Below are 16,686 nucleotides of genomic sequence, written 5' to 3' on the forward strand. Positions count from 1 at the left end.
GAAGTCATGCTGGAGTCTCCGCCGGAGATCCCCGAGGTTCAGGGCCAGGGTTTCATGGTGGTACTCACCTACCTGCCCATGGTGGCCGGGGCCGCGGCGATGGCGCTGATGTTCACCGCGGGAGGCGCCAACGCCAGCCCGGTCATGTACGTGGCCAGCGGCCTGTTCGCCGTCTCGATGGTCGGCATGAGCATCGGCCAGATGGGACGCCAGTCGGGCGAACGCAAGCACCGGCTGAACGGCGCCCGCCGCGACTACTTCCGCTACCTCGGCCAGATCCGCAGGAAGGCCAGGCGGGCCGCCAAGCAGCAGCGCGAGGCCCTGGAGTGGAGCGGACCCGAGCCGGACTCCTTGTGGTGGATCGCCATGGGCCCCCGCCTGTGGGAACGCCGCCCCCGCGACGAGGACTTCAGCACGATCCGCCTCGGCACCGGCGTGCAGAAGCTGGCCATCCAGCTCTTCCCGCCCGACTCCAAGCCCGTCGAGGACCTGGACGCGCTCTCCTCCGGCGCGCTGCGCAGGTTCATGCGCACGCACTCCACCCTCGCCCGGCTGCCCGTGGCCGTCGCCCTGGCCTCCTTCGCCCGGATCCGGCTGAGCGGCGACCTCGCGGCGACGCGGGATCTCGTACGTGCCATGATCGGCCAGATCGTCACCTTCCACTCCCCCGACGACATGCGCATCATGGTCTGCGCCGACCAGGAGCGCATGCCCCACTGGGAATGGGTCAAGTGGCTCCCGCACGTCCACCACCCCGACCTGGCCGACGCCTCCGGGCCCGTCCGGCTGATGGCCGAGAACCTGGGCGAGCTGGACCGGCTCGTCGGCGGCGACCTCAAGGAGCGGCCCAGGTTCCAGCCGGGCTCGCCGTCGGACGAGCTGCCGTACCACGTGGTGATCGTGGACGGCGGGCACATGCCGCACGACTCGCAGCTCGGCAGCGACGCCATCCAGGGCGTGACCGTCATCGACCTGACCGGCTCCACCGGAGCCGTCGAGGAGGGCAACACGCTGCGGCTGGAGGTCCAGCAGGACGACCTGCACATGGTCAAGATCGACCATGCGGGCAAGGAGCGCAGGACGCGGCTGGGCGCGCCGGACAGGCTCTCCTTCGTGTGGATGGAAGGGCTGGCCAGGCAGCTCTCCCCGCTGCGCGCCTCGTCCAGGAGCGGCGGCGACGGCGAGGACATGCTGTCGATCAACACGACGCTCACCGACCTGCTCGGCATCAGCGACCCTCGCGGCCTGGACCCGGCCGTCACGTGGCGCCCGCGCGCCGGACGCAACCGGCTGCGCGTGCCCATCGGGCTCGGGGCGGACGGCCGCATGGTCGAGCTCGACATCAAGGAGTCGGCCCAGGGCGGCATGGGCCCGCACGGCCTGCTGATCGGAGCCACCGGCTCCGGCAAGTCGGAGCTGCTGCGCACCCTGGTGCTCGGGCTCGCCGTCACCCACTCCTCGGAGATCCTCAACTTCGTCCTGGTCGACTTCAAGGGCGGCGCGACCTTTCTCGGCCTCGACTCCCTCCCCCACGTCTCGGCCGTCATCACCAACCTGGAGGACGAGCTCCCCCTGGTCGACCGCATGCACGACGCGCTGCACGGCGAGATGGTACGCAGGCAGGAACTCCTGCGGGCGACGGGCAACCACGCCTCGCTGCGCGACTACGAACGGGCCCGCGAGCAGGGCGCCAACCTGTCGCCGCTGCCCACGCTGTTCGTCGTGCTCGACGAGTTCAGCGAGCTGCTGTCCACCAAACCGGAGTTCATCGACCTGTTCGTGATGATCGGCCGGCTCGGCCGCTCGCTGGGCGTGCACCTGCTGCTGGCCTCCCAGCGGCTGGACGAGGGCCGGCTGCGGGGGCTCGACACGCACCTTTCGTACCGGATCGGGTTGCGCACGTTCTCGGCCATGGAGAGCCGGGCCGTGCTGGGCGTGGCCGACGCGTACGAGCTGCCCTCGGCGCCGGGCAACGGCTACCTGAAGTTCGAGACGACCGGCATGACCCGGTTCAAGGCCGCGTATGTCTCCGCCGCCTACCAGCCCGACCCCCGGCACGTGACCGACAGCGGGCAGCCCGCGGCGCGCGAGGTCATCGAGTACGGCCACGCCTACGCGCCGCTGCCCGCCGCCGAGACGCCTGCGGAGGAGGCGCCGGCGGAGGCGGAGGAGAGCGGCGCCCAGTCGAGCCTGCTCGACATCGTGGTCGGCCGGCTGAAGGGACGCGGCCCCGCGGCGCACCGCATCTGGCTGCCGCCGCTGGCCGAGCCGCCGACCCTGGCTCACCTGCTGCCCGCCCTGTCGGTGACGCCGGAGCTCGGGCTGTCCACGCCCGGCTGGGACGGCCGGGGCCGGCTGCACGCCGTCATCGGCATCATCGACCGGCCCTTCGACCAGCGCCGCGATCCGTACTGGCTGAACCTGTCCGGCGCGGCCGGGCACGTCGGCATCGCGGGCGGCACGCAGAGCGGCAAGAGCACGGTGCTGCGCTCGCTGATCGCCAGCATGGCGCTCACGCACACGCCTCGGGAGGTGCAGTTCTACTGCCTGGACTTCGGCGGCGGCACGCTGTCGGCCCTGGAGGGGCTGCCGCACGTGGGCGGCGTGGCCAACCGGCAGAACGCCGACCGGGTCCGCCGTACGATCGCCGAGATCTCGGGCATCCTCCAGCAACGCGAGCGGGACTTCGCCGACCACGGCATCGACTCGATCGCCACGTACCGCAAGAGGGTGGCCGACGGCAGCGTCCAGGGCGACGGCTGGGGCGACGTGTTCCTGGTGGTGGACGGCTGGCTGACGATCCGGCAGGAGTACGAGAACCTGGAGCAGGTGATCACCGACCTCGCCGCGCGCGGGCTCGGCTACGGCGTGCACGTCATGGCGACCACCAACAAGTGGTCGGAGTTCCGGCCGGGCATCCGCGACCTGTTCGGCACCAGGATCGAGCTCAAGCTCGGCGACGCCTACGAGTCGGAGGTCAGCCGCAGCGCGTCGCTCGCGGTGCCCGAGGGCACGCCGGGGCGCGGCCTCACGAAGGACGGCATGCACTTCCTGTCCGCCCTGCCGCGCATCGACGGGGTGCGTGGCGCCGACGACCTGGCCGACGGGCTGCGTTCGCTCGTGGAGGTCGTCCGCGAGTCGTGGCAGGGCCCGGCGGCCAAGCCGGTCCGGCTGCTGCCGTCCCTGCTTCCGGCGGCCGCCCTGCCCGGCCCGGAGGAGACCGGCGGGAACCGCATCGCCATCGGCATCGACGAGGCGACGCTCTCCCCCGTCGCGCTCGACTTCGAGGCCGATCCGCACTTCGTCGTCTTCGGCGACACCGGGTCCGGCAAGTCGAACGTGCTGAAGCTGATCATGGAGGGGCTCGTCGCGCGCAAGACCCTCAAGGAAGCCCGGCTGGTCGTGATCGACTACCGGCGGTCGCTACTGGACACCGCGGCCACCGAGCATCGCATCGGTTACGCCGTCTCCAGCGCGGCGGCCGCGGAGCTGGTGCAGGAGGTGCGCTTCGCGCTCCTCAAGCGCCTGCCGCCCGCCGACCTGACCCCCGACCAGCTTCGCGACCGCAGCTGGTGGCAGGGGTCGGACCTCTACATCGTGGTGGACGACTACGACCTGGTCGCCACCTCGAACAACCCCCTGCAACCGCTGGCCGAACTGCTGCCGCAGGCGCGGGACATCGGCCTGCACCTGATCATGGCGCGGCAGATGGGCGGCGCCAACCGCGCCATGTACGACCAGGCGGTGCAGCGGCTCAAGGAGATGGCCAGCCCTGCGCTGATCATGTCGGGCAACCGGGAGGAGGGCGTGCTGTTCGGCAAGGTGAGACCGCAGCCTCTCCCGCCCGGACGTGGCTTCTTCGTGGACAGGAGATCGGGAGACCGGCTGATCCAGACGGCGTCCTTGGAAGCGGAGTAAATCGGGCCTGACCAACCGTGATGATCTCCACTATGCTCGATCTTCATGAGCAAAGGCGTCGTTGATGTTTCCTACACAGCTCTCGACGAGTGCCGGACGCGCATCCATCTGGCGTCGAAGGACTTCGCCCTCGACGAGATCCTCAAGGTCAGCAAGTCCAAGACGCCCGCCGCGGTGACGGAACCGCGGCTGTTCGGCATGGTCGAGGGCGTGACCGACCTGGCTGCCAAGGTCGATGCCGTCTGGGCCGCCGTCCGCGTCGAGCTGGGCACCGCTCAGCGCAGGCTGGAGAGCGTGGAGCGGGCGCTCGACGAGGTGGAGACCAACCTTCGCACGGCGGCGACGGCCTCGGGCGCATGAGCGACGTCATCGCCGTCCTCGCGCCGGACATCACCGAGATTCCCGGCGGGGCGGAGTTCCTGCAGCTGCTCGCGTGGGTCACGGGCGAGCCTCAGGTCATCAGGGACCTCGCCTACACCTGGGAGTCGTGCGCGTCCCACGCCGCCATCGAGACCTCCGCGCTCGTCAAGAACGTCAACGAGGTCGACCTGAGGTGGGACGGCGACTCCGCGGACGCCTTCAAGCGCTACATGCCCCAGTTCCCCAAGGCGGGCGGCGAGTTCAACACCGCGCTCCACGCCTGCGCCGCGGCGCTCAAGAACGTCGCCACGGCGCTGGAGAGGGCCGCTCCGGAGATCGCGAGGCTTCGCGACGACACGGTCGGCTACGCGCAGCGGTACATGGTGAACCACCTGATCAACCATCCCAACAGTGATGAGGCCGACGCGAGGGCCGTGATGTTCGCGGACCCGTGCTTCACCGGCATCGTGAACGCCAATCTTGAGCAGGCCAGGGGGCTGGTCAGAACGGTCCAGGAGGCCGTCAAGACCGCCGGTTCCACGCTGGGCAGCCACGTCCGGCCCGGCGAGAACGCCGGGTTCGGCTTCTTCACCGGGATCCCGGAGCCCGGAGGGCCGGACTTCGACCCGGGCGACAAGAAGGTCGTCTGGACGAGGGCGGCCTCCCAGGACGGGACGCAGGTGTCAGGTGGCGGCGACTCGGGGGCCGGCAGCGGGTCCGGGTCGGGCGGGGGCTCCGGGGCTGGCGGGGGTTCGGCGGCGACGAGCACGCCCGCGCCCAAGGCCGAGGTGGTCGAGTGGATCAAGCAGGCGCTCTCCGTCATCAGGTCGCCCGAGATGGCGGAGGTCATGCGCCAGCGCGGCATCGACGTCAGCGACCTGGACCCGAACGACCCCAAGGATGTCGAGCGCATCTGGACGATCATCTACCACGAGTCCGGCGGCAATCCCAACGCCATCAACAACTGGGACATCAACGCCAAGAACGGCGTCCCGTCCCAGGGCCTGATGCAGACCGTCCCGCCGACGTTCAACGCGCACGCCCTGCCCGGCCACGAGAGGATCCTCGACCCGGTCGACAACATCATCGCGGGCGTCCTGTACACCTACAGCCGGTACGGCAACCTCGCCGGCCACCCCGGCATCTCGTCCCTGGAGCGAGGCGGCGGCTACCGGCCCTACTGACCGGCGGCGCCCCTCGGGGAACGGCGACGCACCCTGCCCGGAACCGTCCGAGCAGGGTGCCTACTGGACCGGGTCAGCCGCAGTTGGCCCAGCCCGCGGCGGTGCTCCCGGCACCGACGCTGCCGGAGAACTTCACGCACCTGCCCGGGGCGGCCAGCTTGACCGGCCCCGCGTAGTACTTGTAGTCGCCGCTGTCGGTCGCGCTGTCCCCGTTCTGGACGTCGAGCGTCGCGCTCACCGGGCTCTCCTTGCCCACGCCCGCGTACTTCATCGTCACCACGCAGTTCTGCTGGGTGCCGCTGTTGTACAGCTGGAAGGTCTCACCGCCGTTGAACGACTGCGAACGCTGCACGTAGAAGCCGGACCCGCACACCTGGGTGGGCGTGTAGGGGTTCTTCGGCTCCGGCTGCGCCGCCGCCGGCGCCTCGCTCTCGGGCGGCTCCGGCGCCGGGGCCTCCGTCGTGGGCGGCGGAGTGGGCGCCTGCTGGGTGCTCTTGGTGGGGGCCGGAGCCTCCGTGCTCTTCTTGGGGGCCGGGGTGGGGGCCTCGGTGCTCTTCTGAGGGGTCGGCGTCGGGGGTTCGGTGCTCTTCTTGGGGGTCGGGGTCGGCTCCTGGGACTGCTCCGGCGTCCTGGTGTCCCTGGCCGTCGGCGTCGCCGTGACCGTCTTGGTCGCCTGGGGGCTCTTCGGCTGTGAGGCCGTCGGCTGCGGGGTGGTCGGCTGCGGCGTGGTGACCGGCTGGGTGAACAGCGGCGAAGGCGTCGGCACCGTGCTGTACACGGGCGCGGTCGGGACGCCGGACGGCTCCTCGGTGGGCAGGATGAGCGGGCCCACCCCGTACGGGTCGGCGTCGGACGGCGTGGCCCACGGCACGGCCACGTCGGCCTGGTCGGTGCCCGGCTCGCCCTGCTGCGGAACCGTCCCGTCACCGGGGCCGGTCGTCCCGTTCCCGGCCGCGTCGGCGGACCCGCTGGCTCCGTCGGTGGACTTGCCCTCGGCCGCGACACCGACCGAGTCGATCCGGTTCGTGTCCGTGTAGCGGCTGGCGCCCCACAGGCCCACCCCTGACAGCACCATGAGCGCGGCGACCGACGCCGTCAGGCCGACCGGGAACTTCCGGCGCGGGGCAGCCGGATCGACGACCGACGCCTGCCACACCTTGGGCCGATGCGGCGTCTCCCGCATGGGCTGCTGCGCCCTGGGCGGCTCCCATGTCTGCTGGGGCTGCGTCTGCTGGGGCTGGGGCTGGGGCTGGGGCGGCTGGACCGGCACGCCTTCGAGCGGTGCGGCGCCTTCCGCCGCCGCCAGAGCCGGAGGAACGAACGCCGGGGTGTGAGCCGAGGCGTCCGGCGACGGCAGCTTCGCCGTGACCTCCTGGTCCGCCGACGGGCCGCCGAGCAGGCGCAACAGCGCCGCGTCCGTGGCAGGCCGCTGCTTGGCGTCCTTCGACAGCGCCGCGGACACCACGTTCCGCAGCGGCTCCGCCAGTGTGCCCAGCTCGGGCGCGCCGGTCAGCACCTCGTCGGCGTCCTGACCGAACGGCGCCTTACCGGTGGCCGCGAAGACCACCGTGGCGGCCCAGGCGAACAGGTCGGCGGAGGGGCCGTACGGCTCGCCTCTCAGCTGCTCGGGCGAGCGGTAGCCGATCTCGCCGGCGGCCTCGCCGAGGTCCAGGTCGGTCACCCGGACGCCGTCGGCGCCCATGATGACGTTGTCGGGGGTCAGTCCCCGGTGCGTGACGCCCGCCAGGTGCGCGGCGGTCAGCGCGGTCAACGTCCCGACGGCCATCCGCTCCACCCCGTCGGGGTCGAGCGGCCCGTCGGCGGCGACGGTCTCGGCCAGGCTGCGTCCCTCGACGTGCTCACGTACGACGTAGAGGTGGCCCTCGTGCAGACCGGCGTCCAGCGTCCGCGCGATGGACGAGCTGGAAAGGCGCCGGACCTTGGCGAAGCGCGCGACGCCTTCCGCGTCGGCGTCCGGCTTCGCGGCCAGCAGTTTGATCACCCGGAGGGGCGCGTCCTCTGACTCGCGGCCGAGGAAGGCCGCCCCGCGCGGCCCCTCCGGCAGGCGTTCCAACAGGTCGTGGTCGCCCAGCCTCGGTGGATCGTCTGGCTGTAACGGGTGCATCGTAGGTTCCCTTCGTATCCAGGCGCTGCGCTGCGGGCAGCGCCTGCATCAGCGGTCAACTGACGTCATGGGGCGGTGGGCCCGTGCGCCATCCACGGCTTCTGCCGAGCGGCAGCACCAGCGCGAGGGTGCCGGCCACGGCGGTGAGGATCAGCGCTCCCGCTGTCACGGCCAGCGCGGTGTTCCGGGCCGCGAGGTTCTCCGGGGGGACCTTGGCGATCGCGTCCGCCTCGATGGGATCGGGCGGCGGCGCGGCCACCAAGGGGCGGCCCGCGGGCTCGAAGGGCAGCACGGCGCTGACCGCCTGCACCGGGTTCACCATGCCCGCACCCGTGCCCTCGCCGATGGAGCCGTCGGCCGTGGCGATGATGCGCCGCCGTACCTGCTCCTGGTCCAGGTGCGGGAAGCGGGCGCGCACCAGTGCGGCGGTCCCGGACACGTAGGCGGCGCCGAAGCTGGAACCCTCGAGGTCCAGCTTGTACGACCTCCCCGGCCACGGGGCGATGATGCCGACCCCCGGCCCCAGGACGCCGACGGGCGTGGCCGTGTTGGAGGAGTCGGCGCGTCGCCCGTCGGGAGTGGCCGAACCCACGGCCAGCACGCCCTCGTAGGAGCCCGGATAGGCGGGCACGTCCTCCTTCTTGTCGGTGATGTTGCCCGCGGCGGCGACGATCACGACGTCCCTCGCCAGGGCGTTCCGGACGGCCGCCTTGAGCGCGGGGTTGTCGGCCGCCTTGATCGAGATGTTGATGACGTCGGCCTTGAGCTGGACCGCCTTGTCGATGGCCGCCGCCAGGGTGGCGACGTGGCCCTCGGCCTGGCTGCTCTGCTTGAGCACCATGACGGTCGCCCGCGGGGCCACGCCGTGGAAGGCGACGCCTGGATAGACGCGCCCGGCGATGATCCCCGTGACGGCGGTGCCGTGACCGACGCAGTCGGTGTAACCGGTCCCGGTGAAGTCGACGTAGTCGGAGAGCCAGGGCAGTTGCGGGTGCTTGACGTCGAGGCCGCTGTCGATGATCGCCACCCGGACGCCGGCGCCGGTGCTCAGCCGCCATGCCGTCTTGATGTCGAGCCGCGTCTGCGCCCAGGGCTCTCCGCCGGGCAGCTTCACCACGCCCGGTTCGAGGCTGCACTCGGCGTCCGCGGGCGTGGCGGCCGCCGGAGCGGCGGCGACGCCGAGTCCCAGCACGGCGGAGAGCAGCACCCGGCCGATCGCGCCCGCACGTCCCTCCCGCCGGCGCGTCTTCGACCGCCGTGCCCCGGCTCCGTAGGTCGTGCTCCCGAGTTCCGGGTCAGCACAGAGGCGTGGCCCGCGTTCGTACGGCGCCGCTCGCTCCACCGCTCCACCAGGGTCATCTCAGTCATCCGGGTCGAACCGCGTCTGACCGCCGAACGCGGCGATCGACACGACCAGCGGGGCGACGGGGAACCCGGGCGTCCTGGCTCTGGCAACCGCGCCCACGCACACACCTGTCCCGATCAAGTCGATTCGTTCGAGAGGCAATCCTGCGACGCCGGGTGACCTGTGTCGTTAGCGGAGAGTGCGAGATATCTTGGCGAGGAGCGCATGGCGGCGTTGACGCGGCCCACCTCTCCGCCCGCCTCCGCGCTGGGGGCAGCGGAATCAGCGTCCCTCATTCGGCCTGGTTCCGGGGAATTCAGAGTTCATCGCCCGCATGATGACATTCGCATCTGTTGGGCGGCCGGAGCAGGGGACAAGGTGGGTTCGTCGTTGACGATTTGAAGCTCGCGGCAGAGTTCTTCGCCGGGCTCGGACCGGGAGCCGGAACGTGAGGCGTGGAGATTGTCGAGAATGCGTTGGCGGCTTCGTCCCAGGGGTGACGGTGGCCGAGAACCGGCCGTGTGATGAAGGGGATGCAGTATGACGGTTCAGCGGATGGACAACGTTCTCATCGTTGTCGAGGACCTTGACGCCGCGGTCGCGTTCTTCGTCGAACTCGGTTTGGAACTGGAGGGGCGGGGGCCGATCGAGGGGCGTTGGGCGGAGCGGGTGATCGGGCTCAGCGGGGTTCGGCAGGAGGTCGCGATGTTGCGGATCCCGGGTGGCGTCGGCGGGATCGAGCTGGCGATGTTCCACACGCCGAAGGCGATCAGCGCCGAGCCGAAGGTCGCGCCGGCGAACACCCTGGGAATTCGCCGGGTCATGTTCGTCGTCGACGACATCGAGGACGTCATTGCCCGCCTGCGGCCCCACGGCGCCGAACTGGTCGGCACGCTGGAGCAGTACGAGGACAGCTACCGGCTCTGCTACGTCCGTGGCCCGGAGGGCATCATCGTCGCCCTGGCCCAGCAACTCGGATGACGTCCGTCGCGGCCGGCTGGGCTCTCCACGGCGCCCGGTCTCGGCGGGCGGCCGCGGAGCCGGGGGATCCGCTCGTACTTCTTTCCAGTGGGTGGCCGCGGGTGATCTGATTCGTCCTGATCGTCCCCGAGCTCCAAGTCGGACGCCCCAACCATCGACGTCGGGCCCGGTCACTTATATGCGAAGGGCATATGCGGTGTACGGCTTCGCACAGATCGATACGCTCCGACGATCGGACCACACGGAGGTTGAGAGCATGGCGAAGTGCAACGGTTGCGGCAATGAGGTGTCGGAGGGAAAGCTCTGCGCGTTGTGCGCCGCGAAGATGGTCAGCTACCACAACGGGGACTACGACGACGAGAACGACCCCGCTGTGAAGCTTTACCACGAGACCGCCGCCAAAATGAACGCGCCGAAATCTTCCTCGGGGGCAGCTTCGAGTGGGTGCGCTTTCGTCCTGCTCGCCATCGTTTCCGTTTCCGCCATGCTCGCGGCTGCGGGGATCGGGGGAGAAAGCCTCATGGGTTGAGTCGGCGCCGTTCAGCCGCGACGGCATACCGGTCCCCTGGGTCCCCTGCCGGTCCTCACTAGTGCTGGGCTGCCGTACCGCGGGTCTGTGGTCGCGAGGCGTTCCCCGGGGATCGCGAGAGGTTCGGCTCGCGGCCCGGGGAGTTCGCCGGCGTGCTGCGGGGGGGTTACTTCTCGGTGATGAAGTCGTGGTACCGGCCCATCCAGTACGGGAGCAGGTACGACGTTCCGTCGTTCTCGCCGTAACCGTCACCGCCCTGGTCCAGCTTGTACGGGTCGTGGTTCCAGTGGCTGATCACCCGCTCGTCGATCGGCAGCACGGTGCCGCTGCGCAGCATGCCGAGCTTCTTGGGGTCGGCGTCCGGGCGGATGTGCTGGCTGAGGTTGACGATGTCGAGGCGCTGGCTGTTGCTCTGCTTCCAGTCGATCATGTTGATCGGGAAGCGCTTGAGGGTGTCGATCGACTGCTGGATCCAGGGGCCGTTCATCTCCAGCGGGAACGGGCCGTAGGCGTCGGTCCAGACCTGGTCCTTCAGGGTGACGCCGGCGATGAAGTTGAAGAACGGGTTGAGCTCGTACTGCTCCAACTGCCAGTAGTCGTAGAGGGAGCGGGCCCAGGTGGCCTTGAGGCCGGCGTCCTTCTCGTAGCGGAGCAGGTGGTAGTAGTTCATGAAGGCCATCTCGTCGTCGGACTGGTTGCCGCCGCCGACCCCCGCGGTGACCTTGGGCACCTGGGTGTTCAGGTCGTAGCCGTGTTCGTCGATGAGCTTGGCCTTGGCCTGCGCGTATTTCTGCGGGTCCTTCGCGACGTGCTCGGCGATCGTGAGGAAGGTGATGATCGTCTGGCTGTTGAGGCCGCGTTCCTCCCTCCGCCACGGGTTGCCGTTGAGCTCCTTCGGGTTGAAGAAGCCCCAGCGGGTGGGCTTGCCGTCATGGTCGACCAGGGAGAAGTCGTGGTCGATCAGGTGGTCGGTGAGCCGGGTGACGACGCCCGCGACCTCGTCCTTCTCCGCTCCGGTCGCGACCAGGTCGTAGTAGAGCGCGTAGAGGAAGTAGTGGCCGACCAGTTCGTCGGAGCTGGCGTCGGTCTTCCAGAACCACTTGCCGTCGGCGCTCTTGGGCCAGCGCGGGACCAGGATCTTCCAGTACGCGTCGCCCTTCTGCTTGTCGCGGTCGTGCTGCTCGTTGTCCTTGATGTTGGGGTCGGTGGCCGTGGTCTCCAGGATCGTGCGGGCGATGAAGCCCTTGGGCGCCGGGTTGGTGCCGCTCTGGGTGACGTCGCCGAGGAACTTCAGGGCCTCGAACGCCTTCCGCGCGTTGGCCTTGGCCGTGGCGTCCTTGGTGGCGGCGTACTTGAACACCTCGGCGGCGCCGTACATGCCTGTCCAGAGGCCGTCGTTGTCGCTGGCGCCCTGGCCGTACTGGGTCAGATCGCCCGGCTTGGCCAGCCCGATGCCCTCGACGAAGCCGTACGGGGTGCGCTTGTGCCTGGCCTGGATGGCCTGCTCGTAGACGGCCGCCTTCTCCGCCAGCGTCGTCCGGCGGGCCTCGATGACGCCGGCGGCCGTGGCGGTGCCGAAGTAGGCGTTGGCGTTCCCGTCCACGGCGATGGCGGCGACCGCGTCGTCCGGCAGCCAGCGGCGGCCCTGGCGGTACTCCCAGGTGGTGCCGTCGAAGTGCACGGCGCCCTTGGCCGTGCCGAGCCAGACGTCGCCGCCGGCGCCGGGGGCGATCGCGGTGAAGCCGAGCATGGGCAGACCTTCGGCGGGGCCGTACTGCTTGAGCGTGGCGCCGTCCCTGAGCCCGAGGCCGGTGGCGCCGGCCAGCCAGAGGCGGCCCTTGGAGTCGTAGGCCAGGTGGGTGGTGCCGACGGCGGGCGAGATCTGGGTCCACGACCGGCCGGTCTGCTCGAAGACGGCGGTGGCGGTGGCGACGGCGATGGCGCCGGACCTGGCGCGCGCCACGGCGGTGGCCTGGCCGGGGAGCCGGTCGGGGCGCCACGAGCCGCCGGGGCCCTTGCGGTAGAGGCGGTCGCCGTGGACGAGGATCAGGTCGTCGCCGCCGACCAGCAGGGCCGTGGCCGGGTCGACCCCGGACGGAAGCCGGTCGGCCGCTCCCTTGGCGGCGTCGGCCGGCTCGCCCTCCCCCGCCTTCGGGGCGGAGTCCTTCGCCGCGTTCCTGATCGTCAGCAGGCCGTTGGCGGTGAGGGCGACGAGGTCGTCGCCGCGCCAGACGACCTTGTAGGCGGCCGTGGCGGACAGGGAGGTCCAGGCGCCCGCGGCGTACAGGGCGAGGCCCTTGTCGTGGGCGGCGGCGACCACGCCGCCGGGGCCGGCGGCCAGTGCGGCGATCCTGCCTTGCAGGGCGGGCAGCGTGGCGCCGACCTGGAGGACGAAGGGATCGACGACCGTGGCGGCCTCCGCGGGCACGGCCGTGGCGGCCGGTCCGAGGGAGAGCGTGACGGCCGCGGCGAGCAGGAGGTTGTGGAGTCGTGCCATGGGGTTCCTCCGGATCAGGGGGCTGCGAGATACAGTAAAGAGTCTTTATTGCATTCGGGCAAGAGTCTTTACTAGAATTCGCGTCATGTCCCAGCATGCGACGCTCACCACCCTGCGCGAGATCAACGCCTCCGTGGTCCTGGAGGCCATCCGGGCCGACCCGCCGATCTCGCGGGCCGAGGTGAGCCGCCGCACCGGCATGACCAAGCCGACCGTGGCCAACGCCCTCGACCTCCTGGTGTCCGCCGGCCTGGTCCGCCAGGCCGAACCACCGGGCGAGATGCATTACGGCGCGGTCTACTTCGAGCCGGTGCACTCGTTGGCCCACGTCCTGGCCCTGGACATCGGCACCCGTTTCGTCCGCGGCGCGCTGTGCGACCTGAGCGGCACGATGCTGGCCAGGCACGACGAACGCATCGACGACTCCCATCCGGCGACGATCCTGCGCGCCGCCGTGGCCGTCCGCGACGCCCTGGCCCCTGGGGGGCTCTCGGGTGGGGGCGCGGGGGGCCTGACGGCGGAAGGCGGGGGGATCGAGCTGGTCGCGGCCGGGGTGCCGGGCGTCGTGGATCCCGAGGAAGGGGTCATCCGGCAGAGCAACCGGCCCGCGCTGGAGGGCATGGCGATCCGGACCGGGCTGGAGGCCGCGCTGGGAGTGCCCGCCGAGGTCGAGACCGACGCCAACCTGGCGGTCATCGGCGAGCACGCGCTCGGGGCCGGGCGGGGCATCGCCGACTTCGCGTTCCTCTCCATCGGCGCCGGCGTCGGGGCCGGGCTGATCCTGGGGAACCGGGCGCATCGGGGGCACCGCGGGGCGGCGGGCGAGGTCGACGATCCCGCGCCCGGGGAGGACGAGCTGCCCGACAGCCCCTCCGGGGACGCCCTGATGAACCTGGCTCGCGCCTGGATCGCCGCGGGCCTGCGTGACGGTGACACCGTGCTGCGGCTCGACGCCACGCCGGAGGCCATCTTCGCCGCCGCCTCCCGGGGAGACGGGCTGGCCTCGGCCATCGTCGCCGAGGAGGCCCGGCGGATCGCGTTGCGGATCGCCACCGTCTCCCGGGTCGTCGACGTCGAGCTGGTCGTGCTCGGCGGTGGCATCGGGCTGGCCTGCGAGAGCATCCTGCCCGAGATCAACGCCGCGCTGGCGGGCATGCTGCGGCACCCGCCGGACGTCGAGATCTCGGCGCTCGGCAACGCCCCCGTGCTGACCGGCGGCCTGGCGCACGGCACCCGCCTGCTCAGGGAGTCCGTCGCCACCCGCCGCATCTCGGCCGCGGCCAAGGGGTCCGGCACGGCGAAGGCCACCGCCGCGGGTTCCGGCACGGCGAAGGGCTCTGCCACGGGTTCCGGCACGGCGAAGGCCATCGTCACAGGTTCCGGGACGGAGGGGCGATGAAGGTCACCGTCGTCGGGGGCGGCTCCACGTACACGCCCGAGCTCGCCGGGGGCCTCGCCGAGCTGGAGCTCGACGAACTCGTCCTCATGGACCCCGACAGAGAACGCCTCGACATCGTCGGCGGCCTCGCCACCCGGATGCTGCGCGGCAGGACGGGCCGCGTCAGGCTCACCAGGCGCCTCGACGACGCCGTCGAAGGCGCCGACGCCGTGCTGCTGCAACTGCGGGTCGGCGGGCAACGCGCGCGGCACGGTGACGAGACCTGGCCGCTGGAGTGCGGCTGCGTCGGCCAGGAGACCACGGGCGCGGGCGGCCTGGCCAAAGCCCTGCGGACCATCCCCGAAGTGCTCCGCATCGCCGAACGGGTCCGCGTCCTCGCCCCCGACGCCTGGTTGATCGACTTCACGAACCCCGTCGGCCTCGTCACCCGTGCCCTGCTCGACGCCGGTCACCGTGCCGTCGGGCTGTGCAACGTGGCCATCGGGTTCCAGCGGCTCTTCGCCCGGCTGCACGGATGCGCGCCGTCGGAGCTCACGCTGGGACATGTCGGGCTCAATCACCTGTCGTGGGAGCGTTCCGCATGGGTGGACGGGGTGGACGTGCTGCCCGGACTGATCGAGCGGCACGTCGCCGAGCTGGCCGGGGAGTGCGAGCTGCCCACCGAGCTGATCACCGCTCTGGGCGTCGTGCCCTCCTACTACCTGCGCTTCTACTACGCGCACGACCAGGTGGTGGCCGAGCAACTCGGGCGTCCGACGCGCGCGCAGGAAGTGCTGGAGCTGGAGCGGCGGCTGCTGGCGATGTACCCGTCGCTGAACGACAAGCCGGAGCTCCTGGAGCAGCGCGGCGGCGCGCACTACTCGACGGCCGCGGTCGATCTGCTCTCCTCGCTGCTCGCCGATCGGGGGGACGTCCAGGTGGTCAACGTCCGCAATGACGGGACCCTGCCGTTCTTGCCGGCGTCCGCGGTGATCGAGGCGCCGTCGCGGATCACCGCCGCCGGGGCCGTGCCGCTTGCCGTGCCCGAGGTGGACCCTTTGCAGGCCGGGCTGATCGCGCACGTCAGCGCGTACGAGGAGCTGGCGGTGCGGGCCGCGTTACGCCCTGATCGGGCGCACGTGGAGGCGGCGTTGCTGGCGCATCCGCTGGTCGGGCAGTACGACCTCGCGCAGGGGCTCGCCGACCGCCTGCTCGCGGCCCACCAGGCCTGGGCCTCATGACCGGACCCGCGGTTCTGGCGATCGACGCGGGAAACAGTAAGACCGACGTGGCGCTGGTCGCCGGCTCGGGCGAGCTGCTCGCCTGGGTGCGCGGCGGCGGCTTCCAGCCGCACGGGGCGAAACTTCCCGCCGCGATCGGGCTGCTCGCCGACCTTGTGGCGGCAGCCGTACGCCAGGCGGGCCTGAACCCGGCGAGAAAGCCGGAAGCTCAGCGGGTGTCGGCGTTCCTGGCGCACTGTGACCTGCCGATCGAGCAGGAGATTCTGCAGAGGGCCGTCGAAGCGCAGAAGTGGGCCCCCGCGGTCACCGTGGACAACGACACCTTCGCGATCCTGCGCGCGGGCGTGGACGTGCCGTACGGCGTGGCGGTCGTGTGCGGCGGGGGGATGAACTGCGTCGCGCGTGGCCCCGACGGGCGGGTCGCGCGATGGCCGGCGCTGGGACGGCGCTCGGGCGACTGGGGCGGCGGCGAGTGGCTGGGCGAGGAGGTGCTGTGGTGGGCCGTCCGCGACGAGGACGGACGCGGACCGCGCACCCTGCTGCGCGAGGCCGTCGCCAGGCGGTACGGCATGGCGGACGTCGCCTCGGTGTGCGTGGGGTTCCACCTCGGGCACCTGCCTGAGGAACGGCTGCACGAACTGGTGCCGGTGCTCTTCGAGGTCGCGGGACGGGGGGACGCCGTCGCCGTCTCGCTGGTGGAGCGGCTGGGCGACGAGGTCGCCGCCTGGGCCGGCGCGGCGATCGGGCGGCTGGACTGGGACGGGGTCAGCGTGCCCGTCGTGCTCGGGGGCGGGGTGCTGACCGGCCGGGACGCCCGGTTGATGGCCCGGATCGGCAAGGGGTTGCCCGGGGTGGATGTCCGGGTGCTGGACGCGCCGCCGATCGTGGGGTCGGCGCTGCATGGGCTGGACCGCCTCGGGGGGACGTCCGAGGCGGTGGAACGGCGGCTCAGAGCCGGATTCGCCACCCGGCGGCCGTCGTTCCTGTGACCACCTCCCGCTTGAGTTCGGTGACGGCGAGGTTCATGTAGTACGGGGTGGTTGGGACCTTTCGCGGCCGAACCCCCCGTTCGCCCCTTTTGCTGCGGTGTGCCCTGGCCGTCGGGGGTGGTGTGGCGGCAGACTGCGT

At 71.3% G+C, this 16,686-nt stretch carries 11 protein-coding genes; 8 read left to right on the top strand and 3 right to left on the bottom strand.

The window, feature by feature from the left end:
* The first annotated feature begins 6 nt into the window (after positions 1-6).
* Genes eccCa through ACIHAD_RS38870 form a run of 3 tightly spaced genes read left to right on the top strand, consistent with a single transcriptional unit; the run spans position 7 to position 5,462 of the window.
* Positions 7-3,918 (top strand): type VII secretion protein EccCa, encoded by a 3,912-nt coding sequence (gene eccCa / locus ACIHAD_RS38860; RefSeq protein WP_397359764.1) that lies wholly within the window; start codon positions 7-9, stop codon positions 3,916-3,918.
* Between the two features lie 45 nt (positions 3,919-3,963).
* Positions 3,964-4,278 (top strand): hypothetical protein, encoded by a 315-nt coding sequence (locus ACIHAD_RS38865; protein WP_397359765.1) that lies wholly within the window; start codon positions 3,964-3,966, stop codon positions 4,276-4,278.
* Complete coding sequence (locus ACIHAD_RS38870; protein WP_397359766.1) at positions 4,275-5,462, top strand: transglycosylase SLT domain-containing protein; 1,188 nt, start codon at positions 4,275-4,277, stop codon at positions 5,460-5,462. Before ACIHAD_RS38865 ends, ACIHAD_RS38870 begins: the two co-directional genes overlap by 4 nt.
* 73 nt (positions 5,463-5,535) lie before the next feature.
* Here ACIHAD_RS38870 and ACIHAD_RS38875 read toward each other — a convergent pair whose 3' ends face one another.
* Positions 5,536-7,587, bottom strand: coding sequence for a hypothetical protein (locus ACIHAD_RS38875; protein ID WP_397359767.1), 2,052 nt, complete (start codon positions 7,585-7,587; stop codon positions 5,536-5,538).
* 55 nt (positions 7,588-7,642) lie between these two features.
* Positions 7,643-8,794: a S8 family serine peptidase gene (locus ACIHAD_RS38880; protein ID WP_397359768.1), complete on the bottom strand. Its 1,152-nt coding sequence runs from the start codon at positions 8,792-8,794 to the stop codon at positions 7,643-7,645.
* Between the two features lie 693 nt (positions 8,795-9,487).
* On the opposite strand from ACIHAD_RS38880, the gene ACIHAD_RS38885 reads away from it, so the two are divergent.
* Entirely contained in the window at positions 9,488-9,913 is a 426-nt protein-coding gene (locus ACIHAD_RS38885; protein ID WP_397359769.1) for a VOC family protein, read from the top strand.
* 256 nt (positions 9,914-10,169) lie between these two features.
* A complete protein-coding gene (locus ACIHAD_RS38890; protein WP_397359770.1) occupies positions 10,170-10,442 on the top strand; it encodes a hypothetical protein in 273 nt (90 codons plus the stop codon).
* Positions 10,443-10,608: 166 nt separating this feature from the next.
* Here the strand turns inward: ACIHAD_RS38890 and ACIHAD_RS38895 are convergent, their stop codons facing one another.
* On the bottom strand, positions 10,609-12,939 hold the full coding sequence (locus ACIHAD_RS38895) for a hypothetical protein (protein ID WP_397359771.1): 2,331 nt from the start codon (positions 12,937-12,939) through the stop codon (positions 10,609-10,611).
* A gap of 85 nt (positions 12,940-13,024) precedes the next feature.
* On the opposite strand from ACIHAD_RS38895, the gene ACIHAD_RS38900 reads away from it, so the two are divergent.
* From ACIHAD_RS38900 to ACIHAD_RS38910, 3 genes are read left to right on the top strand one after another with little or no spacing between them, the layout of a single operon-like run.
* A complete protein-coding gene (locus ACIHAD_RS38900; RefSeq protein WP_397359772.1) occupies positions 13,025-14,338 on the top strand; it encodes an ROK family protein in 1,314 nt (437 codons plus the stop codon).
* Positions 14,335-15,558, top strand: a complete 1,224-nt coding sequence (locus ACIHAD_RS38905) for a 6-phospho-beta-glucosidase (protein ID WP_397359773.1) — start codon at positions 14,335-14,337, stop codon at positions 15,556-15,558. The genes ACIHAD_RS38900 and ACIHAD_RS38905 overlap by 4 nt, the downstream gene beginning before the upstream one ends.
* Complete coding sequence (locus ACIHAD_RS38910; RefSeq protein WP_397359774.1) at positions 15,555-16,547, top strand: N-acetylglucosamine kinase; 993 nt, start codon at positions 15,555-15,557, stop codon at positions 16,545-16,547. Before ACIHAD_RS38905 ends, ACIHAD_RS38910 begins: the two co-directional genes overlap by 4 nt.
* The last annotated feature ends 139 nt before the right edge of the window (positions 16,548-16,686 follow it).

The sequence above is a fragment of the Nonomuraea sp. NPDC052265 genome (genome assembly GCF_044547985.1).
Classification (GTDB): Bacteria; Actinomycetota; Actinomycetes; order Streptosporangiales; family Streptosporangiaceae; genus Nonomuraea.

Coding starts and splice junctions, on each gene's coding strand:
- eccCa (WP_397359764.1), top strand. CDS start 7: ATGCTGGAGTCTCCGCCGGAGATCCCCGAGGTTCAGGGCCAGGGTTTC.
- ACIHAD_RS38865 (WP_397359765.1), top strand. CDS start 3,964: ATGAGCAAAGGCGTCGTTGATGTTTCCTACACAGCTCTCGACGAGTGC.
- ACIHAD_RS38870 (WP_397359766.1), top strand. CDS start 4,275: ATGAGCGACGTCATCGCCGTCCTCGCGCCGGACATCACCGAGATTCCC.
- ACIHAD_RS38875 (WP_397359767.1), bottom strand. CDS start 7,587: ATGCACCCGTTACAGCCAGACGATCCACCGAGGCTGGGCGACCACGAC.
- ACIHAD_RS38885 (WP_397359769.1), top strand. CDS start 9,488: ATGGACAACGTTCTCATCGTTGTCGAGGACCTTGACGCCGCGGTCGCG.
- ACIHAD_RS38890 (WP_397359770.1), top strand. CDS start 10,170: ATGGCGAAGTGCAACGGTTGCGGCAATGAGGTGTCGGAGGGAAAGCTC.
- ACIHAD_RS38895 (WP_397359771.1), bottom strand. CDS start 12,939: ATGGCACGACTCCACAACCTCCTGCTCGCCGCGGCCGTCACGCTCTCC.
- ACIHAD_RS38900 (WP_397359772.1), top strand. CDS start 13,025: ATGTCCCAGCATGCGACGCTCACCACCCTGCGCGAGATCAACGCCTCC.
- ACIHAD_RS38905 (WP_397359773.1), top strand. CDS start 14,335: ATGAAGGTCACCGTCGTCGGGGGCGGCTCCACGTACACGCCCGAGCTC.
- ACIHAD_RS38910 (WP_397359774.1), top strand. CDS start 15,555: ATGACCGGACCCGCGGTTCTGGCGATCGACGCGGGAAACAGTAAGACC.